The organism is Pseudomonas sp. LB3P81, from assembly GCF_054897965.1.
The window spans coordinates 3,225,555-3,251,859 of sequence record NZ_JBUBVG010000001.1; the positions used below are offsets into that span (position 1 = coordinate 3,225,555).

General features: G+C 57.0%; 13 protein-coding genes, 2 tRNA genes, 4 rRNA genes and 4 pseudogenes. 11 read left to right on the forward strand and 12 right to left on the reverse strand.

What is annotated here, in order from left to right; all coding sequences use genetic code 11:
• The first annotated feature begins 97 nt into the window (after positions 1 to 97).
• Positions 98 to 436, forward strand: a complete 339-nt coding sequence (locus ACYZTL_RS14785) for a tryptophan synthase subunit beta (protein WP_461952417.1) — start codon at positions 98 to 100, stop codon at positions 434 to 436.
• Positions 437 to 573: 137 nt separating this feature from the next.
• Here the strand turns inward: ACYZTL_RS14785 and lapD are convergent, their stop codons facing one another.
• Both lapD and lapG read right to left on the reverse strand, forming a co-directional pair.
• On the reverse strand, positions 574 to 2,520 hold the full coding sequence (gene lapD, locus ACYZTL_RS14790) for a cyclic di-GMP receptor LapD (protein WP_461952418.1): 1,947 nt from the start codon (positions 2,518 to 2,520) through the stop codon (positions 574 to 576).
• Positions 2,521 to 2,534: 14 nt separating this feature from the next.
• A complete protein-coding gene (lapG, locus tag ACYZTL_RS14795; protein ID WP_461952419.1) occupies positions 2,535 to 3,227 on the reverse strand; it encodes a cysteine protease LapG in 693 nt (230 codons plus the stop codon).
• A 198-nt stretch (positions 3,228 to 3,425) separates the two neighbouring features.
• Here lapG and ACYZTL_RS14800 point away from each other — a divergent pair, with 198 nt between their 5' ends.
• From ACYZTL_RS14800 to ACYZTL_RS14820, 5 genes are all read left to right on the forward strand, one after another.
• Positions 3,426 to 4,136, forward strand: coding sequence for a GntR family transcriptional regulator (locus tag ACYZTL_RS14800; protein WP_461952420.1), 711 nt, complete (start codon positions 3,426 to 3,428; stop codon positions 4,134 to 4,136).
• Positions 4,137 to 4,777: 641 nt separating this feature from the next.
• Entirely contained in the window at positions 4,778 to 5,554 is a 777-nt protein-coding gene (locus ACYZTL_RS14805; protein ID WP_461952421.1) for a DUF3050 domain-containing protein, read from the forward strand.
• Positions 5,551 to 6,480, forward strand: coding sequence for a diiron oxygenase (locus ACYZTL_RS14810; RefSeq protein ID WP_461952422.1), 930 nt, complete (start codon positions 5,551 to 5,553; stop codon positions 6,478 to 6,480). Before ACYZTL_RS14805 ends, ACYZTL_RS14810 begins: the two co-directional genes overlap by 4 nt.
• 13 nt (positions 6,481 to 6,493) lie before the next feature.
• The gene (locus ACYZTL_RS14815; protein ID WP_461952423.1) at positions 6,494 to 9,910 is read left to right on the forward strand and encodes an amino acid adenylation domain-containing protein; all 3,417 of its coding nucleotides are present in this window, start codon (positions 6,494 to 6,496) and stop codon (positions 9,908 to 9,910) included.
• A gap of 22 nt (positions 9,911 to 9,932) precedes the next feature.
• A complete protein-coding gene (locus ACYZTL_RS14820) occupies positions 9,933 to 10,400 on the forward strand; it encodes an SRPBCC family protein (RefSeq protein ID WP_461952424.1) in 468 nt (155 codons plus the stop codon).
• A gap of 160 nt (positions 10,401 to 10,560) precedes the next feature.
• Here ACYZTL_RS14820 and ACYZTL_RS14825 read toward each other — a convergent pair whose 3' ends face one another.
• Complete coding sequence (locus ACYZTL_RS14825) at positions 10,561 to 12,441, reverse strand: methyl-accepting chemotaxis protein (RefSeq protein ID WP_461952425.1); 1,881 nt, start codon at positions 12,439 to 12,441, stop codon at positions 10,561 to 10,563.
• 266 nt (positions 12,442 to 12,707) lie between these two features.
• On the opposite strand from ACYZTL_RS14825, the pseudogene ACYZTL_RS14830 reads away from it, so the two are divergent.
• The 3 genes and pseudogenes from ACYZTL_RS14830 to ACYZTL_RS14840 all read left to right on the forward strand — a co-directional run.
• Positions 12,708 to 12,821 (forward strand): annotated as a pseudogene (locus ACYZTL_RS14830) (sigma-70 family RNA polymerase sigma factor); the annotation flags it as partial.
• A gap of 23 nt (positions 12,822 to 12,844) precedes the next feature.
• Positions 12,845 to 13,858: a FecR domain-containing protein gene (locus tag ACYZTL_RS14835; RefSeq protein WP_461954313.1), complete on the forward strand. Its 1,014-nt coding sequence runs from the start codon at positions 12,845 to 12,847 to the stop codon at positions 13,856 to 13,858.
• An 87-nt stretch (positions 13,859 to 13,945) separates the two neighbouring features.
• A pseudogene (locus ACYZTL_RS14840) lies at positions 13,946 to 14,977 on the forward strand (TonB-dependent siderophore receptor); the annotation flags it as partial.
• Here the strand turns inward: ACYZTL_RS14840 and ACYZTL_RS14845 are convergent.
• A pseudogene (locus ACYZTL_RS14845) lies at positions 14,977 to 15,548 on the reverse strand (TonB-dependent receptor domain-containing protein); the annotation flags it as partial. The pseudogenes ACYZTL_RS14840 and ACYZTL_RS14845 sit on opposite strands and share 1 nt — an antisense overlap.
• Between ACYZTL_RS14845 and ACYZTL_RS14850 the strand changes: the two are divergent.
• A pseudogene (locus ACYZTL_RS14850) lies at positions 15,547 to 16,176 on the forward strand (TonB-dependent siderophore receptor); the annotation flags it as partial. The pseudogenes ACYZTL_RS14845 and ACYZTL_RS14850 overlap by 2 nt on opposite strands.
• Positions 16,177 to 16,317: 141 nt before the next feature.
• On the opposite strand, the gene rrf (ACYZTL_RS14855) reads toward ACYZTL_RS14850, so the two are convergent.
• From rrf (ACYZTL_RS14855) to ACYZTL_RS14890, 8 genes are all read right to left on the reverse strand, one after another.
• Positions 16,318 to 16,433, reverse strand: a 5S ribosomal RNA gene (gene rrf / locus ACYZTL_RS14855).
• 106 nt (positions 16,434 to 16,539) lie between these two features.
• A 5S ribosomal RNA gene (gene rrf, locus ACYZTL_RS14860) occupies positions 16,540 to 16,655 on the reverse strand.
• 160 nt (positions 16,656 to 16,815) lie between these two features.
• A 23S ribosomal RNA gene (locus ACYZTL_RS14865) occupies positions 16,816 to 19,707 on the reverse strand.
• Positions 19,708 to 19,943: 236 nt separating this feature from the next.
• A tRNA-Ala gene (locus tag ACYZTL_RS14870) sits at positions 19,944 to 20,019 on the reverse strand.
• Positions 20,020 to 20,047: 28 nt separating this feature from the next.
• A tRNA-Ile gene (locus tag ACYZTL_RS14875) sits at positions 20,048 to 20,124 on the reverse strand.
• Positions 20,125 to 20,285: 161 nt separating this feature from the next.
• Positions 20,286 to 21,822 (reverse strand): 16S ribosomal RNA (locus ACYZTL_RS14880).
• The 16S, 23S and 5S rRNA genes sit together here with 2 tRNA genes alongside, the layout of an rRNA operon.
• A 641-nt stretch (positions 21,823 to 22,463) precedes the next feature.
• Entirely contained in the window at positions 22,464 to 23,684 is a 1,221-nt protein-coding gene (locus ACYZTL_RS14885; protein WP_461952426.1) for a CaiB/BaiF CoA transferase family protein, read from the reverse strand.
• A 13-nt stretch (positions 23,685 to 23,697) separates the two neighbouring features.
• Positions 23,698 to 24,879 (reverse strand): acyl-CoA dehydrogenase, encoded by a 1,182-nt coding sequence (locus tag ACYZTL_RS14890; RefSeq protein WP_461952427.1) that lies wholly within the window; start codon positions 24,877 to 24,879, stop codon positions 23,698 to 23,700.
• Positions 24,880 to 25,036: 157 nt separating this feature from the next.
• Here ACYZTL_RS14890 and ACYZTL_RS14895 point away from each other — a divergent pair, with 157 nt between their 5' ends.
• Complete coding sequence (locus ACYZTL_RS14895) at positions 25,037 to 25,936, forward strand: LysR family transcriptional regulator (protein WP_461952428.1); 900 nt, start codon at positions 25,037 to 25,039, stop codon at positions 25,934 to 25,936.
• Positions 25,937 to 26,305 lie beyond the last annotated feature (369 nt).

The following is a 26,305-nucleotide window of genomic DNA, read 5'->3' on the forward strand; positions in this document are numbered from 1 at the left end:
CAACCCGGTGACGATTTCGTCGCCGCACCGCATACTCGCGTCCAGTTGGCCTATGCTGCTGACAGCATGACGCTGGTTCATTTCCGAGGGATGCTCAATGTTCTACGTGCAACGCGATGCGCAAGGTCAGTTAGTGCGCGTGGAAGCCGCGGCCTATGCTGAGGCCACGGAAACGCTGCCGGCCGACCACCATGAAATCCAGGCCTGGTATGCCAACGAAGTGATGGACACCAGCCTCAAACAGCTCAAGCAGAGCGACCTGGAAATGATCCGGGTGCTCGACGACTTGATTCAGGTGCTGACCAGCAAAGGCGTGATCCGCGTCACCGACCTGCCGGCCGCCGCCCAGGCCAAACTGATGGACCGGACCCAGGCCCGTGAGGCGCTGGGTGGGTTGAGTCAGTTGATTGATGATGATGAGCCGGGGTTGATCTAAGGTCCCGTCATGGTTGTTGTCTGTACTGACGCCTTCGCGAGCAAGCCCGCTCCCACAGGGTTTTGAGTTGGCCCGGATCTAGTGGTCAACACAGCTCCACTGTGGGAGCGGGCTTGCTCGCGAAAGCGGCATCAGCCTCACTGCCAAGGCTTCGGCTCACCAAACAACTGCCCCTGAACCCCATACAACCCCATCTCCCGAATCACCACCAACTCCCCTTCGGTCTCCACCCGTTCGGCAATCAATGGCAGATCAATGCTATGCGCCGCCCGCTGGATCGCCTCGATGAACAGGCGCTTGTCGCTTTCCTGATCAATCGCGCGGATGTAACTGCCGTCGATCTTCAGATACGCCAACCCCAGCCGCGCCAGATTGCCAATCATGCTGAAGCGCCCGCCAAACCGTTGCAGGCTCAAGGAGAACCCAAGCTCACGCAGACGCCGCGTCAGTTCTTCCAGCATCGCTTGCTCGGGCAATTGCTCCTCGCCGATTTCCAGGGTCAGCCGCGATCCGAGATCGGAGTGAGCACGCAAAATCTCGAAGACTTTATTCAGCGCCTGCGGATCGGCCAGCGTTGCCGAAGACAGGTTCAGCGCCAGCGACTTTTCATGCTCGGCCATCTGCTCAAGCACCAGCTCCAACATCAGCCGATCCAGGCGAGCAGTCCAGCCAAAGCGCTCGAGCCACGGCAGGAAGCGCCCGGCGGGAATGGTCTGGTCCTCGTCGTCGATCAACCGCGACAGCACTTTGTAATGCAGCACCAGCTGCGTGTCCTGGCTGGCCACCACCGGTTGGAAATACAACTGGAAACGCTGCTGATTCAGCGCCTGATCCAGCAAGTTGTGCCAGGCGTGATGGTCATCCCCGACGCTTGCCGAGGCGCTGTGATCGAGGCACGCCCAGCTCTGTTCACCCTGTCCTTCAGCCTGAGCCAACGCCTGATCGCCCAACCCCAACACCGCTTGCGGTGAGTCGCCATAAACAAACGGCGCCAGCCCGATCGACGCCACCGAGGCCACGTCAGTGGCGCCGGTCGCATGCAGGCTCGCCAAGGCACTGACGAGGTTCTGCGCCAGTTGCAGCGCTTCTTCGCGCACCAGCCCCGGCGCCAGCACGGCGAACTCCCCCCCACGGATCCGCGTGACGAGGTTCTGCGTTTCCGGGTACTTGGCGCACTCGCGGGACAGTTGCTCGCCCACCGCTTGCAACAATCGGTCGGTGCGTTGACCACCCAGTCGCTGGTTCAAACCGGCCAGGTCCTTGACCCGCAACAGCAGCAGATAGCCAGAGCTCGCCTGCTCCGGGTTGCTCACCCGGGCGTTCAATTGCATCTCGAAATAGCGACGGTTGGCCAGGCCCGTCAGGTTGTCCTGATAGGACTCGACCCTCAGTTTTTCACTGCGCTCGGCCTGTTCCTGAAACAGCGCCTTGAGCTTTTCGACCATCTGATTCATGGCCTGCACCACACGACGCAGTTCCGGTGTGCGCGGCAGTTCCGGCAGGCTGAGGAATTCGCGGCGAGCGATAGCGTGGGATTGCTTGACCATGTAGTCCAGTGGTTTCAGTTGTCGACGCAGCAGCAGCGCACCTGACACCGCGCTCACCGCTCCGCAGATCAGCAACCAGCCGAGGCTGCCCAGCGCGCTCTGCCACAGTTTGGCCAACGCGAACATTGGATGGCTGACCACCTCGACCCGCGCAGCCTGCTCCCAGCCACGGCTGACCAGCGCATCGCCACCGGCCGGTTCCAGGCCGATCATTTTGACGAACCAGTCCGGCACGTTGTTGACTGCCGGGATGCCCCTGCGCTCGACGATGGTCTGGTCGGTCTTGAAGTCGACCACGCGGATACTCGCGTAATAGCCGCTGTCGAAAATCGAGCTGACCAGCAACTCGACCATCGCCGGGTCGTCGATGCTCGGCGTCAACGACAGCGCCAGCGCCGTCGCGGCATCCTGCGCGTGGGAGCGCAACTGGTTGACGTACTGGGTGCGCGAACTCTCGAGGCTGACCATGAAGCTGCCGGTGAAGGCGACCACCAGGAACAGACAGATTGCGATCAACAGCTGTTTGAACAAAGACATCTGAGCATGTGCTCCTAGTTAATCGTCTCGACCGGAAAACCTTCGGCCTGCATTTTCTTCAACACATCCTGCCAACGGGACAAGCGTTTGGTGTCACCCACTTTTTTGTTGCCCTTGGCACCGGGCAACCACAACCCTTCGGCATTGAAAGCGTAGACCGGCAGCAAATCGGTTCGTTGGCTGGCGGGTTTGATCGCATCGATCAGGCTGTCGAGCACCAGCGGCATGGCGTCCGGGCTGGCGTAGTAGGTCAGCACCATGTGCGCGCGGTTCAGGCTCACGGCCTTGACGTAAGTAATGCGTAGCTTGTCGCTGGACACGCCGAGGTGGCGCAGGCTGAAATACTTGGCGATGGCGTAGTCTTCGCAGTCACCGGCACCCTTCCACAAGGCTTCGATCGGGGTTTCCCAATAGTCGACCTCGTGCCACAGGTCGATGTCCTCTTCGTAGCGCATCTGTTTATTGAAGAACAGGTTGACCACGTTGAGCTGCTCCGGCTCGCTGATCTGCTTCTGCGTGGCCAGCAAATGCTGCCAGGCATCGATGCGTTGCTGCCCTGCGCCCAATGCCCCATACAATGCCTGCGCCCGGCGGCTGATCATGGAAAAATCCCAGTCGGCATGCAGACCGCCCGGCATGACACCGGCCAGCAGCAACGCGCAGCACAGCCAGCGCAAAGTCCGAGGAATCGCGAAACGTACCGCCAATGCGTGGCATCCAGGTAGGCAGGTGGAATCGATTATGGTGAAGGGTAACCGGTTAAAAGACAATGGCACGGTGGGATCACCGGGAGCGCGCTAAACTGTGGGGTGTGAGCTGTTTTTCAAGCGTGTTTGACAACCTGTCAGGCAGTCACTAGTGTCCTTTTGGATCCAAATTCTTTCAATCGTTCAGGGTGCGTAGTAGTGCCACAGAAGCCCAACCCTCTCAGCAGTATCAAGGTCAACGGCCCGATTCCCTCTCATCTGGCCCGCTCGGTCATCGAAGAAACCCTGCGCGCCGCCATTCTCGACGGCCGTATTCCTTGCGGCACAGCCCTTCGTCAGCAAGACCTGGCCGACCTGTTCGGGGTCAGCCGCATGCCGGTCCGTGAAGCCTTGCGCCAGCTCGAAGCGCAAGCGTTGCTAAATGTGGTCGCTCACAAAGGTGCGGTGGTCGCGCCATTGGTTCAGGGCGACGCCGTCGAAACTTACGCGCTGCGGATCCTGCTGGAGTCCGAAGCCCTGCGTCTGTCGGTTCCTTTGCTCACCACCGAGGATTTTGAGCAGGCGGCCCGCTACATCGATGAGCTGGAAACGGAGCACGACTACACCGAAATTGGCCGGCTCAACCGCCTGTTTCACATGGCGATGTACTGCAAGGCACCTAATCGTCGGCTGTTGAAACTGGTCGAAGACGGGTTGAACGAAGAAGAACGCTTCCTGCGCTTCAACCTAGAAGCCATGGGCCTGGGCAAACTGTCACAGGAAGATCACCGTGCGCTGTTGCGCGCAGTGGAAGACCGCGACATCGAGCGCTCGGTGAAGCTGCTCGAACTTCACCTCAACCGGGGCGTCGAGGTCATCACGCGCTACCTCAACAGCCCCGAAGCACAAAGCAGAAAAACCTCGAAATAAATCTCACCGGCAACCGGAGCGAGCAGATCAACCTGCTCGCCTGCGCTTGCCGCGCCTGCGTGTCCATTATCCCAAGCCAGACAATTGCATCGACCGTATGACATGCCGGTGATAGCGGCTGCCTTGATTTACGCTCACTCTTGGCCAGCCAACCAATAATAAACGGGTGACGTACCGCATGAGCGGCGCAGTCCCCCGCATCAAGAACCTACGGAAGGAGTCTTGCCACGGGAAAGGAAGCATCGGCGTCCCGGCCAACTTCCACCCCCTCAGATCACACTAACGATCGCCCTTGGAAAGTTGCTTTGAGTGAGGCATTCACTCTTTATTTCGATTTCGACTTATATAAGCCGGAAGGAGCAACTACGCCCAAATAAAACTTTAATCAGAAGTCTTATTGGAACTTGTCGCGCCAGGAAAAGTTTAACTTGAAAATAGTATAGAAATAACTTGCCCAGCAGTTTGCTCGTATATTAGTTTTTCTCCGCCGCCACTGGAAACTGAAGGCAAGGCCTCAACCACACGACTTACATGCAATTAATACCGATCAATTCGTTTGAGGTACTTGCTCGCCCTCAGAATACTTTAAGCACCCGTTACTTATTGATTTCACATCATTCCAGATAACTTATAGGCTCGCCATGAAATCGACTAAAGACCGTCTTAATCAGAAAAAAGAAGAACTTAGTGCGCACCCGATTTTTTCTGAAATACATTCGCTTTCGGTACTCCAACGCTTCATGGAATCCCATGTTTTTGCGGTGTGGGATTTCATGTCGCTGACCAAGCGCCTGCAACAGGAGCTGACCTGCGTTCAGTTGCCCTGGCTGCCGCCGAGAGATCCGCAGGCTGCCCGACTGATCAACGAGATCGTGCTGGGTGAAGAGTCCGATGATCGCCCGGCCCACGGTCACTACAGTCATTTCGAGTTGTACCTGGATGCGATGCGCGAAGTGGGCGCCAGTACAGTCGCCGTTGAACGCTTTGTGGCCCTGCAACAAGAAGGCGTGAGTTATGACGTGGCATTGCAAAGCGTGGACGTCGACCCGGCCGCCGCGCAATTCGTACGCCACACCCTGCACACCGCGCTGCATGCACCCGGCCACAGCGTTGCGGCGGCGTTTCTGCACGGGCGCGAGAGCGTTATTCCGCAGATGTTCCAGCGCATTCTCGACGATTGGGGCATCGGGATCGAACAGGCGCCGACTTTCCGTTACTACCTGGAGCGGCACATCGAAGTCGATTCCGAAGACCACGGCCCGGCAGCGGAAAAACTTCTCGCGAAGCTGGTCGGTGGCGATCCGCAACGGGAAGAAGACGTCTACGCCAGCGCCCTGGCGGCCGTGGAAAGCCGCATCGCCCTGTGGGACGGCCTGCGCCTGAGCATGAGCGAACCGGTGGCGGAGGTGAACGCATGAACGCCGCCGACTACCAATCCTTCGCCGACGCCTGGGAAAACCGCGCGACCATTCGCACCCGCCCGCGCCGCGTGCTGGAGAACGACGAAAAGCTGATCTACCCGCTCAGTCGTCAACCGCTGGTGTTGAGCGAAACCTTTCTGCGCGAATGCCCCGAACAACGGGATTTCGCCCTGGTGCAGACGCTCTACAAATTCATCAACGACGTGGTGATTTTCGAAACCGAGATCGTCGACAAAACCGCGCGCAGCATCGCCAAGAACCGCTTTGCGGTGGCCTTCCCGTTCGCCTGTCGTTATGACGCCATGACCGTGGTGGTGGACGAGGACTACCACGCGCTGGTGGCGATGGATTTCATGCAGCAAACCGTCGCCATGACCGGCATCACGCCGATCGAACTGCCGGATGAAATCGAGCTCAGCCGGGCGATTCCGGCGGCTGTTGCACTGGCACCGGAGCACCTGCGCAGCGCCGTGGAATTGATCTGCGTGGCCATCGCCGAGAACACCGTGACCGGCGACGTGGCGGCGTTCGCCAAGGACGACACGGTCAAGCAATCGATCAAGGGCTTGATGGCCGATCACTTGCTCGATGAGGGCCGTCACTCCGGGTTCTGGGCGCGGTTGGTGCGCATCTACTGGCACACCGCGAACGAAGAAGACCGTCAGTGCATCGCGCAGATTTTGCCGGTGTTCATCGGCCATTACCTGACCAACGACATCCAGAAATCCTTCGACTTCCGCCTGATCGAGTCCTTGCAGATCAGCGATACCGCGCGCCGCGCACTCAAGAGCGAAGTGTCGGGGCTGGCCTTCCCGATCAACCGCCATCACCCGCTGGTCGCCAACATCGTGCGGTTTTTCCACAGCAGTTCGCTGCTCGATTCGCCGTGCGTTCAAGCAGCCTTGGGCGACTACCTGGTTTAACGAGGAGCACATCATGAGACGTCTCGACATTCTGCTCATTGGGCAGAGCCAGGCCCTGACCGACCTGGCGCTGGAACTTGAACAACACGGTCATTCACTGGTGCGGCTGACGGCCATCAACCAGCCGCCGTCGGGCAACACTGATTTGCTGATTGATGATGCCAGTCTGCCGTTTCGACCGTTGGGCGATGCACCGCGACTGACGCTGCGCCTGGGTGTCGGTGTTCCGGGTGATTCAGGCTTGCCGCCGCTGGACCTGCTGTGTCTGTGCGGTTCGACGCTGCTCACCCGCGTGCCGATTGCCGATGAGCCTTCGGGCAACGGCCAGGCGCTGCGCCTGCGAGCGGTGGCGGAACTGGTGGACCATGCCGCGTTGCTGGTCAGTCGCTTTTCCCGGGATGCGGACTACTTTCTGCTCGCCGAACCGGCGACTCCCGTCCATTTCGAAAAAGTGGAAAGTCTGCTGTTTCTTGAAAAACTGGCGTTCGTCCATCGGCTCAACGCCACGGCTGAGCCTCGGTTGCTGCAACTCGCTCAGGTGCCGATGATCGAGCGCCTTGAGCAGCGCTTCATTCAGTCCGCCGAAAGACCGGCGTTGAACATTGCCGGCACCTCCCTCAACTATCGCCAATTGCATGCTCACAGCCGCGCCATTCAGCAGCGATTGCAACCGTTGCTCGAACAGCACGACGGGCCGTTGGTGGTCGGAATCTGCCTGCCGAAATGCAGCGCGTTGTACGCGGGGATTCTGGCGATTCTCGGCAGCGGTGCGGTGTACCTGCCGCTGGAACCGAGCCACCCATTGCAGCGTCAGCAATACATTCTGTCGAATGCAGGTGCCGTGTTGCTGCTGCATGACGGGCAGCATCCGCTTGCGAGCGAAATGCTCAGCCTGGACATCAGCGTGATCGACATCGAGGACGTGGACCTCGATCAACCGTTGATGCGCCAGCGCCCCGATCTCGACGCGCCGTGCATGGCGCTCTACACCTCGGGCACCACCGGTCATCCCAAAGGCGTGTTGCTCAGCCAGGCCAACCTCGCGCATTTCACCGCGTGGTACGCCGACTATGTGCAACTGACTGAACAGAGCCGCGTATTGCAGTTTTCGTCGTTGAGTTTCGACTCGTCGCTGATCGACATCTTCCCGACCCTGCTACAAGGCGCCGAGCTGATCGTGCCCAGCGACGATCAACGCCGTGACCCGCTGCAACTGGTGGAACTGATCCGGCACCAACAGTTGAGCCACGCATTTTTGCCGCCCGCCTTGCTGAGCATTCTGCCGCTGGATCAGTTGCAGGTGCTGGACCACGTGATGACCGGTGGCGATGTCTGCGAACCCTATGTCATCGAGCAACTCACTCGTCAGGGCAATTTCTACAACCTCTATGGCCCGACCGAAGCCACGGTGCTGATCACCGCGCGGCAACTGCGCGCCGGCGACAGCAATCGCACACTCGGCGCACCGATCGCCAACAGTCAGGTGCTGATTCTCGACGAGGATTTTCAACCGGTGGCCGAACAGACCGTCGGCGAGTTGTACATCGTCGGGCCGGGCGTTTGCCTGGGATATCTGAACAACCCGCAACAGACCGCTGAACGCTATCTGAACCTGAGCCTGCCGAACGGTGAGAGCCTGCGCGCCTATCGCACCGGCGACATGGCGAAGTGGACCGGCGCCGGCATCGAGCTCTGCGGACGCCGGGACAATCAGGTAAAGATTCGCGGCTTTCGGGTCGAACCGGAAGAGATCGAACGCTGCCTGCGCGACAGTCAGCTGTACCGTCAGGTGGCCGTAATCATCGACAGCCAACGGCGGATTCTCGCATTCCTCGCCCAGCCTCAGGAGGCTCAACCCGGCGCCGCTCGCGAAGCACTGAAGGCGCACGCCACTCAGTTTCTGCCGGATTACATGCAGCCCACCGCCTGGACCGAACTGACGAGCATGCCGTTCGCCAGCAACGGCAAGGTCGATCGCAAAGCGCTGCTGGAATTGCCCGTCAGCATGACCGAAAACGCGTCACGGCGTTTACCTGCCAACGCCGATGAAGCGTTGCTGTTGGAAATCTGGGCCGAGTTGCTGGAGCTGCCAGCCAGCGATATTTCCACCGATGAAAGCTTCTTTAATCTGGGCGGCCACTCGATCCTGCTGTCGCGCATGCTGTTGCGTCTGCGTGAAGAATTCGGGCGCAGCATTTCGATCAATCGCTTCATCGAACTGCCGACCATCGCGAAACTGGCGACGCTGGTGCGCGGCTCCGGCACTGAAGAAGTGCTGAGCCAGCAAGCCATGGCGGATGCGTTCCGCGAGCTGGAGGTGCAGCCACTGCCGGTCAGCCGCATGGGCGATGTGCACAAGGTCATCGTCACCGGCGCCAATAGTTTTGTCGGCGTGCACATCGTCGAGGCGTTGCTGGCCTGGGGCGCCAGCGAAGTGGCTTGTCTGGTGCGCGATGGCGGTGGGCACTCGGCGGCAGAACGCTTCGCTCACGCGTTACGGGAAAACCGTCTGGAGCATCTAGATCTGAGTCGGGTGCGGGTTTACCCCGCCGACATCACACGCCCTTCGTTGGGGCTCGACATTGATATTTACGAGCGTCTGGATCGCGAGTTCGGCGCGCTGGTGCACAACGCTGCCAACGTCAATCACGTGCTCGATTACGAGTCGCTGGCGCGGGACAACGTCGAGCCGATTTTCGAGTGCCTGCGACTGTGCGAAGGGCGCAGTAAAAAGATCTTCAATTTCGTTTCGACATTGTCGGCGTCGAGCACGATTTCCGACGATGGTCGGGTGCTTGAACTGCCCGCCGCGCGGACCCCGCCGATCTACATCAAGAACGGCTACAACCTGTCGAAGTGGGTCGGCGAACGCATTCTGGAACGAGCGCGGGAGCGTGGGGTTCGGGTCAATGTGTATCGCCCCGGCAACATCAGTTTCAACAGCCTCACCGGCGTCTGCCAACCGCACAAGAATCGTTTGATGCTGATGCTCAAGGGCTCGATTCAGCTCGGTCAGGTGCCGGAGTTCGCGCTGAATTTCGACCTGATGCCGGTGGATTTTCTCGCCCGTTTCATCGCGTTCCACGCCAGTCGTTATTCATCGGAAAAAGCGGTGTTCAACCTGCACAACCCCGAACCCTTGAGTTGGGACGATTACGTCGCGTCCTTCCGTGAGGCCGGCCGGGAATTCTCCATGGTCAGCGTCGCCGACTGGCAGCAGCAACTGGGCCGGGTCGACAGCGACAACGCGCTGTTCGGTGTGCTCGGTTTCTACCTGAACGGCTTCGAGGAAGACATCGGCGACATCTCGATGATCGGCCACGACAACGCCCAGGCCGGCGTGCGCCAGATGGGCGCGCACTACCCAGAAAAATCCCCGGCGCTGCTGCGTCGCGGCTGCGACTACCTCAAAGAAATCAACTTCATCTGATTCACTCAACCGGAGCAAAACCATGAAAACCCTGCAACCCGATACCCTGATCAAAAATCCTCAAGGCTGCCACGTCGTGGCTTCGGTGGACGTACCGGCGGAAGCCGCAAAAGTGTGGGCGGTGGTCGGCAACTTTGCCGGCTTCGATCAATTCATCCCGGCGTTGTCGCACATCGAGATGACTGGCGAAGGCGTGTCTTCATTGCGCAAGAAATTCTTCAAGGACGGCAACCTGGTGGTCGAGCAGCTCAACTCGCGGGATGACGAGGCATTGAGCATGACCTGGACCACGATTTACAACACGCTGGGCGTGGCTAATTTGTGGGCAGCGATGACGGTTGAATCTTTTGGTGAAAGCAAGTCCCGAGTGACCTGGACCATCGTCGCCGAGCCGGCTCAGGGCGGCGCCGAGGCGCTGCCGGGGTTCAAGGATTTTGTGCAGGGGTTTGCCGATGATGCGATGAATAATGTGCTGAAGTTGTTTGCGTAGGACTCAGGTTTAGCGGTGACTGGTCCACCGCTTTCGCGAGCAAGCCCGCTCCCACAGGTTGACCGCGCTCCTTCATCAGGAATGCGGTAAAACTGTGGGAGCGGGCTTGGTCCGGGCGGCGTTCCGACGAAGAACGATAACGCGGTAGATCTGACCTGAATCAAATCTTGAAGCTATCAACCAACTGCTTCAACCGGTTCGCCTGTAACGACAACGCATCACAATCCTTCAACGTTTCATTGAGGTTGGCCACACTCTGCTGGTTCAGCAGGTTGATCTGGTTAACGTCGACGTTGAGGGTTTCCACCACCGCCGTCTGCTCTTCGGTCGCCGCCGCCACCGACTGGTTCATGCCGTCAATTTCACCAATGCGCCGGGTCACGCTGACCAGGCGCAATCCCGCCTGGTTCGCCACTTCGACGCTCTCTTCGCTGGAGACCTGACTGGCGTTCATGGTGGTCACCGCTTCGCGCGAGCCGATCTGCAGAGAAGTGATCATCTTGTGAATCTCCTCCGCCGACTCCTGCGTGCGATGCGCCAGGTTGCGCACCTCGTCCGCCACCACCGCAAAACCGCGCCCGGCTTCACCGGCACGGGCCGCTTCAATGGCCGCATTGAGGGCAAGCAAGTTGGTCTGCTGGGAGATGCCTTTGATCACATCGAGAATGTGCCCGATGTTGTCGGTGCTCGCGTTAAGGGTTTCGATCTGCGTGCAGGACAAGCTGATTTTCTGCGACAGTTCGGTCATGGCCAGAATGGTTTTCTCCACCACCTGACGACCGTCATCCGCCTGCTCGCTCGCGCCGCTGGCGTGCTGCGAGGCATCGGCGGCGTTGCGAGCGATTTCCTGAGTCGCGGCGCCCAATTGGTTGATCGCCGCCGCCACACTGTTGGTGCGCGCACTTTGCTCGTCAGAGCCGACGATCGAAGCGTTGGACGAGGCCATGACCCGTTGCGACAGGTCATGGACCTGGCGAGTGGCCGACGACACTTCGGAAATCGATGCGTGAATCCGCTCCACGAACTGGTTGAAAGAACCGCCCAGTTCGCCGAATTCGTCTTTGCTTTCCACGGCCAGACGACGGGTCAAGTCACCCTCGCCCTGGGCGATGTCCTGCATTGCTCGGCCCATAGTGGTCAGCGGACGCATCAGCACGTTGATCAACAGGCTCAACAGCGCCGCAATGGCGGCCACGGCGATGAACATCGCGATCAATGCCGAGGTGCGGAACTGGCTCAACGGCGCGTAGGCCTTCGCTTTGTCGATCGACAGACCGATGTACCACGCCGCATTCGGCAAACCGTTGACCGGGGTGAACGAGAGGATGCGCGCCTGGTTGTTCAGGGTGACTTCCTGATTGCCCTTCTCGATGCGCAGGCCGGCATTGGGGTAGATGTCCTTCAGGTTCTTCATGACTTGGTCTTTGTCCGGGCTGACGATCACCTGACCGTCGGCACTGACCAGAAACGCATGACCGATGCCGCCGAAGTCCACCGAGTTGATGATCTTCACCAGGGTTTCCAGGCTCAGGTCGCCGCCGACCACGCCGAGCAATTCACCGTTCTTTTTCACCGGCATGGCGATGGTCACGACCAAGCCACCAACGGCGGCCATGTAAGGCGGGGTCAGCATGGTTTTGTCGGCGGTAACCGCTTGCTTGTACCAGGGCCGCTGACGCGGATCGTAGCCGTCCGGCATCTTCGCGTCCGGGCGCTGGGTGAACACGCCATTGGTCTGGCCGACGTACGTGAACTGGAAATTCGAGGTGAAGACCGGCTGATCAACCAGCCCCGGCAGATCGGCATTGATGCCTTGATGAGCGACGTTCTGCGCGAGGTTTTCCAGCACCAGCACGCGGCCGCTCATCCAGTTCTGTACGCTGCTGGCGGTCAGGTCGCCAGCCTGTTGAACAGAGGATTCGAGGTTTTGCCGAATGGTATTTCGCTGCAGATAGTCGTTGTACAAAGTGAACAACGCAAAAGCCAGCACTACGACGCCGGAGGCGGCCAACAGGATTTTATGGCTGAACTTGAGATTCATTTCATGGGACTTCCTATGCAGAAAGTGGGGATGCGGGTTGCAACATTCCATGTACAGTTCGAGCGGCATTCTGTTACCGCTCTACTTTGGTGCACGCATGACTCACCAGTCTGTCGGCACAAACGGGATAAATCTTAGGGGTATGCATGAAAGAGTCGGCATTTCCGTCAGATACCGGCCGAACGGCGTGCTAGAGCGCCTGAGTAGCATTCTTGTGATGACGGTTGTTCGTGCGGCTGTTGCAAATTCCCCAACCCTTGATAACAATGCGACTAATTATCATTTGTGACATCCGGGCTGTCGCGTTCATGTCCTCACCTGAGTTTGCAGTACAGGCGCTTTACGGTAGCCATCACGGCTGGCTCAACACGTGGCTGCGCTACCTGCTGCGGTACGAAGCATGATGCCTGTGGATAACCTGCCAGTGAGCCGCCGTGGCGAGCCTCATCAACAGGTGGTCAAGCAAGCCATCCACTGGCTGCTGCGCCTGCGAAACAACGCGAGCAATTCCAGGCTGCGTCAGCAATGCGATGTCTGGCGGGCGGAACACCATGAGCACGAAGTGGCTTGGCAACGGGTGCAGTCCCTTCAGGCCGAACTGAGCAGCAACCTGCGTGCGGTGCCCGGTACTCACGTCGCCTTCAACACCTTGGAAAACAGTGTTCAAGGATTGGGCAGGCGTCAGGCCTTGAAGCTACTGTCGGGTGCGGTGTTGTTGGGTTCGGCTGCATGGTTGGGCAGGGATGTGACGGGCTGGCAGCAGTGGACCACCGATTTCGCCACCGCTACGGGCGAGCGTCGTGGTTTCCAGCTACCGGACGGCACGCGCCTGGAACTGAATACAGCGAGCGCGGTGGATCTGGACTACACCGCGCAGCAGCGACTGATCAAACTGGCCCGCGGCGAAATCATCGTGACGTGCGGCGGTGCCGATGAAGGATCTTCGTTTGATCGACCGCTACGAGTGCAAAGTCGACAGGGTGTGTATGAGGGCGTGGCAGCACGTTTCATCCTCCGCCAGGAAGCCGACTGCACGCGGCTCAGTGTGACCAGCGGCATGGTCGCGATCCATTCGCCACTGCCTGCCGATGGCGTGCCGACTCAGGTTCAGGCCGGCCAGAGTTATCTGATCGATCACCAACAGGCGCGCCTGGCCCCACCGCTGGACATGGATGCCGGCGCCTGGGTCGACGGCCTGATCGTCACCCGCAACATGCGTCTGGGCGATTTCCTGCAGGAGGTCGGACGCTATCGGCACGGATATCTGACGTGCGCGGCGGACATTGCCGACCTGCGCCTGTCCGGGGTTTTTCGATTGGCGAACACCGACAAGCTACTGGCCATCCTTCCGCAAACCTTGCCGGTGCAATTGCGTTACCGCACCCGCTGGTGGGTGACGCTGGAACGTCAGGCCTGAATTATTTTTGGCGGGTTTTCCGTGCGAGGCCGGCTTAGTCAGTAAGCACATCAACTCTGACTTCAGCGACTTCCTACGGAACCTACAATGACTGTCCGCAACATCAGTAAGAACTCTCCTAATTTCACCGCGGATGCCGGCGTCTTGCGTCACGCCATTCGCGCAGCGTTGTTCTCTACCGCACTGGGTGTGGGTCTATTGCCGATATCCGCTGTAGCGGCAGGGAGCAGCGCGGTCAGCAGCCATCGCTACAACATTGCCGCCGGGCCATTGAGCGATGTACTCAATCAGTTTGCGCGCCAGCGGGCATCACGTTATCGACCACGCCTTCGCAAACGGCGGGGCTTCAGTCCCCCGGTGTGCAAGGAGAATACTCTGCGGATCAGGCGCTGAGCCACCTGCTCAGCGGTTCGGGCCTGGAGGCGGTGAGTCAGGGATGGCAGCTACGTGCTGCGCTCCGTCACCGAAGCGCTGGCACTGCCTACGACCGACATCAAAGGCTTTGCCCTCGGCAACGCACTGGGCAGCATGGACGGCTACAACGCGACACACAGCCAGATCGCCACCAAAACCAGCACCGCGCTGCTGGAAACCTCGCAAAGTGTGTCAGTGGTAACTCGCGAGCAAATGGACGACCAGGGTTCGCAAACCGTTTCCCAGGCCATGCGCTACACCCCCGGCGTGCTGACCAATCCCTATGGCGCGACCCATCGTTATGACTATGTGGCGATGCGTGGTTTCAACGACGGCTCGGTGGACAATATCTACCTCGACGGCCTCAAATCCATGGGTGACAGCGGCACCTACAGCACGATGCAGGTGGACCCGTATTTCCTCGAACGCGTCGATATCCTCAAGGGACCGTCATCGGTGCTCTACGGTCGCAGTTCACCGGGCGGTCTGGTGGTGCTGACCAGCAAGAAGCCGCTCTACGAGGCCTATCATCAGGTTCAAGCCACGACGGGAACGCAAGGCCAGCGCGGCATGGGTTTCGACTTCAGCGGTCCGGTGGATGATGACAAACGCATCGCCTATCGCCTGACGGGGTTGGCGGATCAGTCCGACACGCAGTTCGACCACAACAAGGAGAAGCGCTTCGCGTTGGCGCCGACGGTGAGTGGTGCCAATGGATTACCGGCGCTGTCCGCGTAGGAGTTTGGGTTGAAGGACTCGGAGTAGCTTATGTACGGCGCCAGACCGCTTTCAAATAAATAAAGCGCACCTGCACGCCCCGTCAGCTTGGTTCGTTTGTCGCTGATTTCAGTGCCCGTTGGGCGCCCGGCTTCAGCCAGCCGATTCTCATCCGAGGTTTCGACCCAGTCCTGTCGCAGGCGAGAGAGAAGCGCCACTTATCCATCACTATCAGGTCTTGCAGGTAGACGCCGGTTTGCTCCAGGCGACGCAAATAGCTGGTCGGGCTATAGAACTCGATATCCGAATTACCGTAGACCGGGTTGAACGCATCAATCGACGCAAGGCCGCCGCTGGTCCAGTCGACCACTGTCTTGCGGCGCTGATAATCTGCCCCCATCAGCACGGTGTGCTTGGTTGCCCCGGTGAAGAACTCCGCTTGCAGCATGTTATCGACAATGAAAGCGTGAAGCTTTTCATCACCGCCAGTGTAGTAGCGGTTCAACTCATTACTGGTCGGAGTCGTCCAGCCATAGGCGTAGACCTGATCTATCTTCACCGATGGCACACAGTGGGAAGTCGGCCTGGAGTATCAGCCGCCGGGAACCGACAACTTGTTCACGGCATCGCTGTTCCGCATCGATCAGGAAAACCTGGCGACGAAACTGCCTCAGGAAAACTTCTATCGCGCAGTTGGCGCTGTTCGCTCCCAAGGGTTGGAACTGGAAGCGCACTTGCAGCTGACCGACAACGTCAAACTGCTCGGGAGCTACACCTTTACCGATATCGAATATTCGAAGTCGATGATCAGCACCTTGAGCACGACCACGGATGTAATCGAGAACAAGGGCAACTCTCCGACCCGGGCACCGCGGCACATGGCTTCGGTCTGGGCGGACTATAAATTCGACAGCGCGGCACTTGATGGTCTGCGACTGGGTGGTGGCGTGCGGTATGTCGGCTACAGCTGGGCCGATGCGGAGAACACCATGAAGGTGCCCTCCTACACGTTGTTCGATGCGTCTGTCGGTTATGACTTGGGCAAGGTTGGCCTGAAGGGTGTTGACGTACGTCTGAATGCGAACAATCTGACCAACGAGTCCTACGTGGCCTCCTGCGCCAGTTTGAACTTCTGTTATATGGGCGAGGAGCGCAACGTCGCTGCCACGATCAGTTACCAGTTCTAAATACTCGGCATGCAAAAAAGCCAGCCCTTGATTTCCAGGGGCTGGCTTTTTTGTTTCTCCGAGGCGGGCTATCGGGCTTTTAGCGAGCCCGAAACGACAAAACCCCTGTCTGCGTTAGCAGACAGGGGTTTCGGAATTCAATCTTGACGATGACCTACTCTCACATGGGGAAACCCCACACTACCATCGGCGATGCATCGTTTCACTGCTGAGTTCGGGATGGGATCAGGTGGTTCCAATGCTCTATGGTCGTCAAGAAATTCTGTGACCAGCCCGTTACGCGGTAACGTGCCAGCAAAATTGGTGACTTCTACTAAAACAAAACCCCTACCTGCATACGCAGATAGGGGTTTCGGAATTTAATCTTGACGATGACCTACTCTCACATGGGGAAACCCCACACTACCATCGGCGATGCATCGTTTCACTGCTGAGTTCGGGATGGGATCAGGTGGTTCCAATGCTCTATGGTCGTCAAGAAATTCTTGAGCTGACGCGTCTTTCGACGTTCCAGCGAATTGGGTATGCGATAGTTTGTGTGTTTTTACTCGAACTTTCGGTTCGTTTCGTCTTCACACACCGCAATCTGGTGCCTCTTCTGCTTTTCAGCTCAAAGCATGCAAATTGCTTGGGTGTTATATGGTCAAGCCTCACGGGCAATTAGTATTGGTTAGCTCAACGCCTCACAGCGCTTACACACCCAACCTATCAACGTCGTAGTCTTCGACGGCCCTTCAGGGGACTCAAGGTCCCAGTGAGATCTCATCTTGAGGCTAGTTTCCCGCTTAGATGCTTTCAGCGGTTATCTATTCCGAACATAGCTACCCGGCAATGCCACTGGCGTGACAACCGGAACACCAGAGGTTCGTCCACTCCGGTCCTCTCGTACTAGGAGCAGCCCCTCTCAAATCTCAAACGTCCACGGCAGATAGGGACCGAACTGTCTCACGACGTTCTAAACCCAGCTCGCGTACCACTTTAAATGGCGAACAGCCATACCCTTGGGACCGGCTTCAGCCCCAGGATGTGATGAGCCGACATCGAGGTGCCAAACACCGCCGTCGATATGAACTCTTGGGCGGTATCAGCCTGTTATCCCCGGAGTACCTTTTATCCGTTGAGCGATGGCCCTTCCATACAGAACCACCGGATCACTAAGACCTACTTTCGTACCTGCTCGACGTGTCTGTCTCGCAGTCAAGCGCGCTTTTGCCTTTATACTCTACGACCGATTTCCGACCGGTCTGAGCGCACCTTCGTACTCCTCCGTTACTCTTTAGGAGGAGACCGCCCCAGTCAAACTACCCACCATACACTGTCCTCGATCCGGATAACGGACCTGAGTTAGAACCTCAAAGTTGCCAGGGTGGTATTTCAAGGTTGGCTCCACGCGAACTGGCGTCCACGCTTCAAAGCCTCCCACCTATCCTACACAAGCAAATTCAAAGTCCAGTGCAAAGCTATAGTAAAGGTTCACGGGGTCTTTCCGTCTAGCCGCGGATACACTGCATCTTCACAGCGATTTCAATTTCACTGAGTCTCGGGTGGAGACAGCGCCGCCATCGTTACGCCATTCGTGCAGGTCGGAACTTACCCGACAAGGAATTTCGCTACCTTAGGACCGTTATAGTTACGGCCGCCGTTTACCGGGGCTTCGATCAAGAGCTTCGCGTTAGCTAACCCCATCAATTAACCTTCCGGCACCGGGCAGGCGTCACACCCTATACGTCCACTTTCGTGTTTGCAGAGTGCTGTGTTTTTAATAAACAGTCGCAGCGGCCTGGTATCTTCGACCGGCATGAGCTTACGGAGCAAGTCCTTCACCCTCACCGGCGCACCTTCTCCCGAAGTTACGGTGCCATTTTGCCTAGTTCCTTCACCCGAGTTCTCTCAAGCGCCTTGGTATTCTCTACCCAACCACCTGTGTCGGTTTGGGGTACGGTTCCTGGTTACCTGAAGCTTAGAAGCTTTTCTTGGAAGCATGGCATCAACCACTTCGTGTTCTAAAAGAACACTCGTCATCAGCTCTCGGCCTTAGACTCCCGGATTTACCTAAGAGTCCAGCCTACCACCTTAAACTTGGACAACCAACGCCAAGCTGGCCTAGCCTTCTCCGTCCCTCCATCGCAATAACCAGAAGTACAGGAATATTAACCTGTTTTCCATCGACTACGCTTTTCAGCCTCGCCTTAGGGACCGACTAACCCTGCGTCGATTAACGTTGCGCAGGAAACCTTGGTCTTTCGGCGTGGGTGTTTTTCACACCCATTGTCGTTACTCATGTCAGCATTCGCACTTCTGATACCTCCAGCAAGCTTCTCAACTCACCTTCACAGGCTTACAGAACGCTCCTCTACCGCATCACCTAAGTGATACCCGTAGCTTCGGTGTATGGTTTGAGCCCCGTTACATCTTCCGCGCAGGCCGACTCGACTAGTGAGCTATTACGCTTTCTTTAAAGGGTGGCTGCTTCTAAGCCAACCTCCTAGCTGTCTAAGCCTTCCCACATCGTTTCCCACTTAACCATAACTTTGGGACCTTAGCTGACGGTCTGGGTTGTTTCCCTTTTCACGACGGACGTTAGCACCCGCCGTGTGTCTCCCATGCTCGGCACTTGTAGGTATTCGGAGTTTGCATCGGTTTGGTAAGTCGGGATGACCCCCTAGCCGAAACAGTGCTCTACCCCCTACAGTGATACATGAGGCGCTACCTAAATAGCTTTCGAGGAGAACCAGCTATCTCCGAGCTTGATTAGCCTTTCACTCCGATCCACAGGTCATCCGCTAACTTTTCAACGGTAGTCGGTTCGGTCCTCCAGTTAGTGTTACCCAACCTTCAACCTGCCCATGGATAGATCGCCCGGTTTCGGGTCTATTCCCAGCGACTAGACGCCCTATTAAGACTCGCTTTCGCTACGCCTCCCCTATTCGGTTAAGCTCGCCACTGAAAATAAGTCGCTGACCCATTATACAAAAGGTACGCAGTCACCCAACAAAGTGGGCTCCCACTGCTTGTACGCATACGGTTTCAGGATCTATTTCACTCCCCTCTCCGGGGTTCTTTTCGCCTTTCCCTCACGGTACTAGTTCACTATCGGTCAGTCAGTAGTATTTAGCCTTGGAGGATGGTCCCCCCATATTCAGACAAAGTTTCTCGTGCTCCGTCCTACTCGATTTCATGACCAAGAGATTTTCGCGTACAGGGCTATCACCCACTATGGCCGCACTTTCCAGAGCGTTCCGCTAATCTCAAAGCCACTTAAGGGCTAGTCCCCGTTCGCTCGCCACTACTAAGGGAATCTCGGTTGATTTCTTTTCCTCAGGGTACTTAGATGTTTCAGTTCCCCTGGTTCGCTTCTTAAGCCTATGTATTCAGCTTAAGATACCTAACTTATGTTAGGTGGGTTCCCCCATTCAGACATCTCCGGATCAAAGTCTGTTTGCCGACTCCCCGAAGCTTTTCGCAGGCTACCACGTCTTTCATCGCCTCTGACTGCCAAGGCATCCACCGTATGCGCTTCTTCACTTGACCATATAACCCCAAGCAATCTGGTTATACTGTGAAGACGACATTCGCCGAAAATTCGCGATTAAACTCACAAATTTTACCTTAGCCTGAATAAACACCAGTGAAAGTGCTATCCAGTCTATCTTTCTATCACATACCCAAATTTTTAAAGAACGATCTAGCCAAAGACTAGAAATCAACATTCACCATGATCACCATGGAATGCTCATTTCTAAGCTTTCAACAAACAGAAGCAGTAGTGGTGGAGCCAAACGGGATCGAACCGTTGACCTCCTGCGTGCAAGGCAGGCGCTCTCCCAGCTGAGCTATGGCCCCGTATTGCTACAGGTTCCCACACAAAAATTGGTGGGTCTGGGCAGATTCGAACTGCCGACCTCACCCTTATCAGGGGTGCGCTCTAACCAACTGAGCTACAGACCCAATTTTGAGCTATCAGGCCGACCTCACCCTGCTCTTTACCACAAAGCATGGGGTGCGCTCTAACCAACCAAGCTACAACCCGTCAGGGCTGCTTCTTATCGTCTTCTTCAATGAATCAAGCAATTCGTGTGGGAACTTATGGAGCAGCTGATGTCGTCGATTAAGGAGGTGATCCAGCCGCAGGTTCCCCTACGGCTACCTTGTTACGACTTCACCCCAGTCATGAATCACACCGTGGTAACCGTCCTCCCGAAGGTTAGACTAGCTACTTCTGGTGCAACCCACTCCCATGGTGTGACGGGCGGTGTGTACAAGGCCCGGGAACGTATTCACCGCGACATTCTGATTCGCGATTACTAGCGATTCCGACTTCACGCAGTCGAGTTGCAGACTGCGATCCGGACTACGATCGGTTTTATGGGATTAGCTCCACCTCGCGGCTTGGCAACCCTCTGTACCGACCATTGTAGCACGTGTGTAGCCCAGGCCGTAAGGGCCATGATGACTTGACGTCATCCCCACCTTCCTCCGGTTTGTCACCGGCAGTCTCCTTAGAGTGCCCACCATGACGTGCTGGTAACTAAGGACAAGGGTTGCGCTCGTTACGGGACTTAACCCAACATCTCACGACACGAGCTGACGACAGCCATGCAGCACCTGTCTCAATGTTCCCGAAGGCACCAATCCATCTCTGGAAAGTTCATTGGATGTCAAGGCCTGGTAAGGTTCTTCGCGTTGCTTCGAATTAAACCACATGCTCCACCGCTTGTGCGGGCCCCCGTCAATTCATTTGAGTTTTAACCTTGCGGCCGTACTCCCCAGGCGGTCAACTTAATGCGTTAGCTGCGCCACTAAGAGCTCAAGGCTCCCAACGGCTAGTTGACATCGTTTACGGCGTGGACTACCAGGGTATCTAATCCTGTTTGCTCCCCACGCTTTCGCACCTCAGTGTCAGTATCAGTCCAGGTGGTCGCCTTCGCCACTGGTGTTCCTTCCTATATCTACGCATTTCACCGCTACACAGGAAATTCCACCACCCTCTACCATACTCTAGCTTGTCAGTTTTGAATGCAGTTCCCAGGTTGAGCCCGGGGATTTCACATCCAACTTAACAAACCACCTACGCGCGCTTTACGCCCAGTAATTCCGATTAACGCTTGCACCCTCTGTATTACCGCGGCTGCTGGCACAGAGTTAGCCGGTGCTTATTCTGTCGGTAACGTCAAAACACTAACGTATTAGGTTAATGCCCTTCCTCCCAACTTAAAGTGCTTTACAATCCGAAGACCTTCTTCACACACGCGGCATGGCTGGATCAGGCTTTCGCCCATTGTCCAATATTCCCCACTGCTGCCTCCCGTAGGAGTCTGGACCGTGTCTCAGTTCCAGTGTGACTGATCATCCTCTCAGACCAGTTACGGATCGTCGCCTTGGTGAGCCATTACCTCACCAACTAGCTAATCCGACCTAGGCTCATCTGATAGCGCAAGGCCCGAAGGTCCCCTGCTTTCTCCCGTAGGACGTATGCGGTATTAGCGTCCGTTTCCGAGCGTTATCCCCCACTACCAGGCAGATTCCTAGGCATTACTCACCCGTCCGCCGCTCTCAAGAGAAGCAAGCTTCTCTCTACCGCTCGACTTGCATGTGTTAGGCCTGCCGCCAGCGTTCAATCTGAGCCATGATCAAACTCTTCAGTTCAAACATCTTTGGGTTTTTAAGAAACCCTAAACTTGGCTCAGCAATCGTTGGTTACATCTTTGATTTCTCGCGGAGTAACTTGTGATGCTGATAATCTTGTTGACTATCAGTCTGACTCCACAAGCACCCACACGAATTGCTTGATTCAGTTGTTAAAGAGCGGTTGGTTAAGATCTTTCGTCTCAACCGAGGCGCGCATTCTACAGCGTCCTCTGCATCTGTCAAGCGGTTATTTTCAGAAGTTTTCAAAGTTTCCTTTGCAACTTCAACCACTTGCGCTTCCGATCTCTCGTTAGCGGGAGGCGAATTCTACAGCGTTACTCGCTGCTGTCAACACCTCTTTTTCTCCGCTTTCGACCGAGACGATCGAAACGTCAATAAGGCGAAAACACACTGCCTTACCAACTCCTTCTGGGCTTCGATGATCTGAAGCAACTCACTGTCGAAAACTGCGTAACTCTTTGTTTACCAAGGAGTTTTCCGTTTCGACTGCGCCGGAAGTGGGGCGAATTATAGACTTCCAGAATCTGCCGTCAACCCTTAATTACACTTTTCTATCAATAACTTGCAGAAGCCCGGAAAACAGCCCGTTTCTCTCTATATAGAAGAGCGAAAACACGCCCTCTATATAGAAGGAATTCTCAAAGCACCCCGGCCTCCTTAAAAGCCGCCACCGCACACGCATCCAGACCCAATACCCGCTGCAGCACCTCCAGCGTATGCTCACCCAGCAAAGGAGGCGCACTGCGATACTCCACAGGGGTCTCGGACAGACGAATCGGACTCGCCACCTGCGGCACCATTCCAGCCAGGACGTGAGGCAGTTCGATAGCCAGTCCACGCGCCTTTACCTGAGGATCGGCAAACACCTGAGCCAGATCATTGATCGGCCCACACGGCACGCCCGCTTGCTCCAGTTGTGTTACCCACTCAGCAGTGGTCTTGAACACCGTAGCCTGGCGGATCAACGGAATCAGCACCGCCCGGTTCGCCACCCGCAACTTGTTGGTCGCAAAGCGCGGATCATCCACCCACTGCGGCTGCCCGGCCACTTCCGCAAATTTTCGGAACTGCCCATCATTACCCACGGTAAGGATGAAATCGCCATCTGCTGTAGGAAAGTCCTGATAAGGCACGATGTTCGGATGTGCATTACCCAGACGCTTCGGCGCATTGCCCGTCGTCAGGTAGTTCATCGCCTGGTTGGCCAGGCAAGCCACCTGAACATCCAGCAACGCCATATCGATATGTTGACCGCCACCGTCATGATCCCGATGCGCAAGTGCCGCCAGGATCGCCACAGTCGAATAGAGCCCGGTCAAAATATCCGTCAGCGCCACGCCGACTTTCACCGGCCCCGCGCCCTCATCTCCTTCCGGTCTACCTGTAAGGCTCATCAGGCCGCCCAGGCCCTGGATCATGAAGTCATAACCTGCGCGCTTGGCATACGGACCGGTCTGACCAAAGCCCGTAATCGAGCAGTAGATCAGATTCGGGTTGGCGGCCTTGAGCGACTCATAGTCCAACCCATAAGCCGCCAGACCGCCGACCTTGAAGTTCTCGATCAGGATGTCCGACTTGGCCGCCAACTCACGCACCAGCTTCTGCCCCTCCGGACGCGTGAAGTCGATGGTCACTGATTGCTTGTTGCGATTGGCCGACAAGTAATAGGCGGCCTCGCTGGTGTTCTCGCCATAGGCATCCTTCAGAAAAGGAGGCCCCCAGGCGCGCGTGTCATCGCCATTGCCCGGACGCTCGACCTTGATCACCTCGGCGCCAAGGTCCGCCAGTATCTGCCCGGACCACGGTCCGGCCAGCACCCGCGATAAATCCAGTACCCGTAGATGCGAAAGCGCGCCCATGGCTGTTCTCCAATTAATAGAACGCCTGGATGCCGGTCTGCGCACGACCAAGGATCAATGCGTGGACGTCATGCGTACCTTCATAGGTATTCACCACTTCCAGGTTGACCAGGTGACGAGCCACGCCGAATTCATCGGAGATACCGTTACCGCCCAACATGTCACGCGCCATACGAGCAATGTCCAGGGACTTGCCGCAGGAGTTGCGCTTCATCATCGAAGTGATCTCGACCGCCGCAGTGCCTTCATCTTTCATGCGACCCAGACGCAGGCAACCTTGAAGCGCCATGGTGATTTCGGTCTGCATGTCGGCCAGTTTCTTCTGGATCAGTTGAGTAGCGGCCAACGGACGACCGAACTGCTGACGATCCAGTGTGTATTGGCGAGCGGTGTGCCAGCAAAACTCCGCAGCACCCAAAGCGCCCCAGGAAATGCCGTAACGCGCAGAGTTGAGGCAAGTAAAAGGGCCTTTCAAACCACGGACGTCAGGGAAGATGTTCTCTTCAGGGACAAACACGTTGTCCATGACGATCTCACCGGTGATGGACGCACGCAGGCCGACCTTGCCGTGGATCGCCGGAGCGCTCAGGCCTTTCCAGCCCTTCTCCAGAACGAAACCACGGATGTCGCCGGCATCGTCCTTTGCCCAGACTACGAACACGTCGGCGATCGGGCTGTTGGTGATCCACATCTTGCTGCCGGTCAGGCTGTAGCCGCCTTCCACTTTGCGTGCACGAGTAATCATCGCGCCCGGGTCGGAACCGTGGTCAGGCTCGGTCAGACCGAAGCAACCAATCCATTCGCCCGTTGCAAGTTTTGGCAGGTACTTCTGCTTTTGGGCTTCAGTACCGAATTCATTGATCGGGACCATCACCAAAGAGGACTGCACGCTCATCATCGAGCGATAACCCGAGTCGACGCGCTCGACTTCACGGGCGATCAAGCCGTAGCTGACGTAGTTCAGGCCGCTGCCACCGTACTGCTCGGGAATGGTTGCACCCAGCAGGCCGACTTCGCCCATCTCGCGGAAGATTGCCGGATCGGTTTTCTCATGACGGAATGCTTCAAGAACACGGGGCGCGAGCTTTTGCTGAGCGAATTGCTCGGCAGTGTCGCGGATCATGCGTTCTTCTTCGGTGAGCTGTTGATCCAGCAGCAGGGGATCAATCCAGTTGAAGCTAGCTTTACCGCCCATGAGTGTGTCCTCTCGAATCGGGTCAAATAACGTGGACTGATCCTAGGCCCGGTTCGGCGTCACGGCAAACGAGGATTTTGCATACTGTTGTGCTAATTTCTCACTCCGAAACGTCGCGAAACAGGTTTTATTCGACGTATTAGTGAGGTTGATGTACATGCGCAGAAAAATTCCCAGCACAACGGCTCTGATCAGCTTTGAGGCGGCCGCACGCCACGAGAGCTTTACCAAGGCAGCCCAGGAACTTTCACTCACCCAAGGCGCGATTTGCCGACAGATCGCCAGCCTTGAGGAGTTCCTGAGCGTGGAATTGTTCCGACGCTCACGACGCGGAGTGAAGCTGACCGAAGCCGGACTTTCCTACAGCCGCCGGGTCGCCACCCAACTGGATGCCGTTGAGCGCGACACCCTGTCCGTGATGGGCCAGCAGGGCACCAACGTGATTGAACTGGCGGTTGTGCCGACCTTCGGCACCCAATGGCTACTGCCACGGCTCAAAGACTTCCAGCAAAAGCACCCGGAAGTGACGGTCAATCTCACCAACCGCACCCGCCCCTTCCTGTTTGCCGACACCGACTTCGATGCGGCGATCTATTTTGGCGATGCGGACTGGTCAGGCACTGAATCCCACAGACTGATGGGCGAGAATCCGATGCCGGTGTGCAGCCCCAACCTACTCGGCAAAAAGACAAACCTCACACCCGCTGAAATTGCCGAACTGCCCCTGCTGCAACAGACCACCCGCCCCTATGCCTGGCGCCAATGGTTCAACTCGCAAAACCTTAATATCCCGCGCGACATGACAGGACCGCGCTACGAGCTATTCTCCATGCTTGCCCAAGCGGCGATGCATGACATGGGGATCGCCTTGATCCCGCCGTTCCTGATTCAACGCGAACTGGCGGAGAAGCGCCTGGTGATTGCCAACGCTCAGGCGCTGTCCAGCATCAAGGCGTATTACCTGATGATTCCCGAGCGAAAGGTCGAATCCGCGTCTTTGAAGGCATTTCGCGACTGGCTGGTGAATCAGGCACAAAGCTACAGCCTAGAGGGATAAAGGCTCAGCGCTATTAATTGACTTCGTAGTCAGCAAATCAAAAGCCCTACAGATATAAGTATTTGTCGCATATTCGCAGACTGTATCGAAAGAGGTACAAACGTCCCACAAGCGCCTGAAGACGTGGCCTTGAGCCGCTATTCAGCAGCAATACCACCTCATTCACCGTGCCGATGGGTAAATTCTTGAATTTCGGCCAAAATCCTTACAAGGCACGGCCTGCAAGGGATTGACCCGGTCAGTGCGACATTCGGTCACTGGGTGACTTGTAGTTAATTTTCCGTCACGCGTCATAATCCCTTGAAGGCCACAAAGTTCGCCTGCAAAATGCCGCGCCCCGCCCAAATTTGGCGGGATCGTGCTGATCGG

Bases quoted from the DNA above. Each gene is read 5' to 3' on its own strand.
- ACYZTL_RS14785 (WP_461952417.1), top strand. From the start codon at position 98: ATGTTCTACGTGCAACGCGATGCGCAAGGTCAGTTAGTGCGCGTGGAA.
- lapD (WP_461952418.1), bottom strand. From the start codon at position 2,520: ATGTCTTTGTTCAAACAGCTGTTGATCGCAATCTGTCTGTTCCTGGTG.
- ACYZTL_RS14805 (WP_461952421.1), top strand. From the start codon at position 4,778: ATGAAATCGACTAAAGACCGTCTTAATCAGAAAAAAGAAGAACTTAGT.
- ACYZTL_RS14810 (WP_461952422.1), top strand. From the start codon at position 5,551: ATGAACGCCGCCGACTACCAATCCTTCGCCGACGCCTGGGAAAACCGC.
- ACYZTL_RS14815 (WP_461952423.1), top strand. From the start codon at position 6,494: ATGAGACGTCTCGACATTCTGCTCATTGGGCAGAGCCAGGCCCTGACC.
- ACYZTL_RS14820 (WP_461952424.1), top strand. From the start codon at position 9,933: ATGAAAACCCTGCAACCCGATACCCTGATCAAAAATCCTCAAGGCTGC.
- ACYZTL_RS14825 (WP_461952425.1), bottom strand. From the start codon at position 12,441: ATGAATCTCAAGTTCAGCCATAAAATCCTGTTGGCCGCCTCCGGCGTC.
- ACYZTL_RS14835 (WP_461954313.1), top strand. From the start codon at position 12,845: ATGCCTGTGGATAACCTGCCAGTGAGCCGCCGTGGCGAGCCTCATCAA.
- ACYZTL_RS14885 (WP_461952426.1), bottom strand. From the start codon at position 23,684: ATGGGCGCGCTTTCGCATCTACGGGTACTGGATTTATCGCGGGTGCTG.
- ACYZTL_RS14890 (WP_461952427.1), bottom strand. From the start codon at position 24,879: ATGGGCGGTAAAGCTAGCTTCAACTGGATTGATCCCCTGCTGCTGGAT.
- ACYZTL_RS14895 (WP_461952428.1), top strand. From the start codon at position 25,037: ATGCGCAGAAAAATTCCCAGCACAACGGCTCTGATCAGCTTTGAGGCG.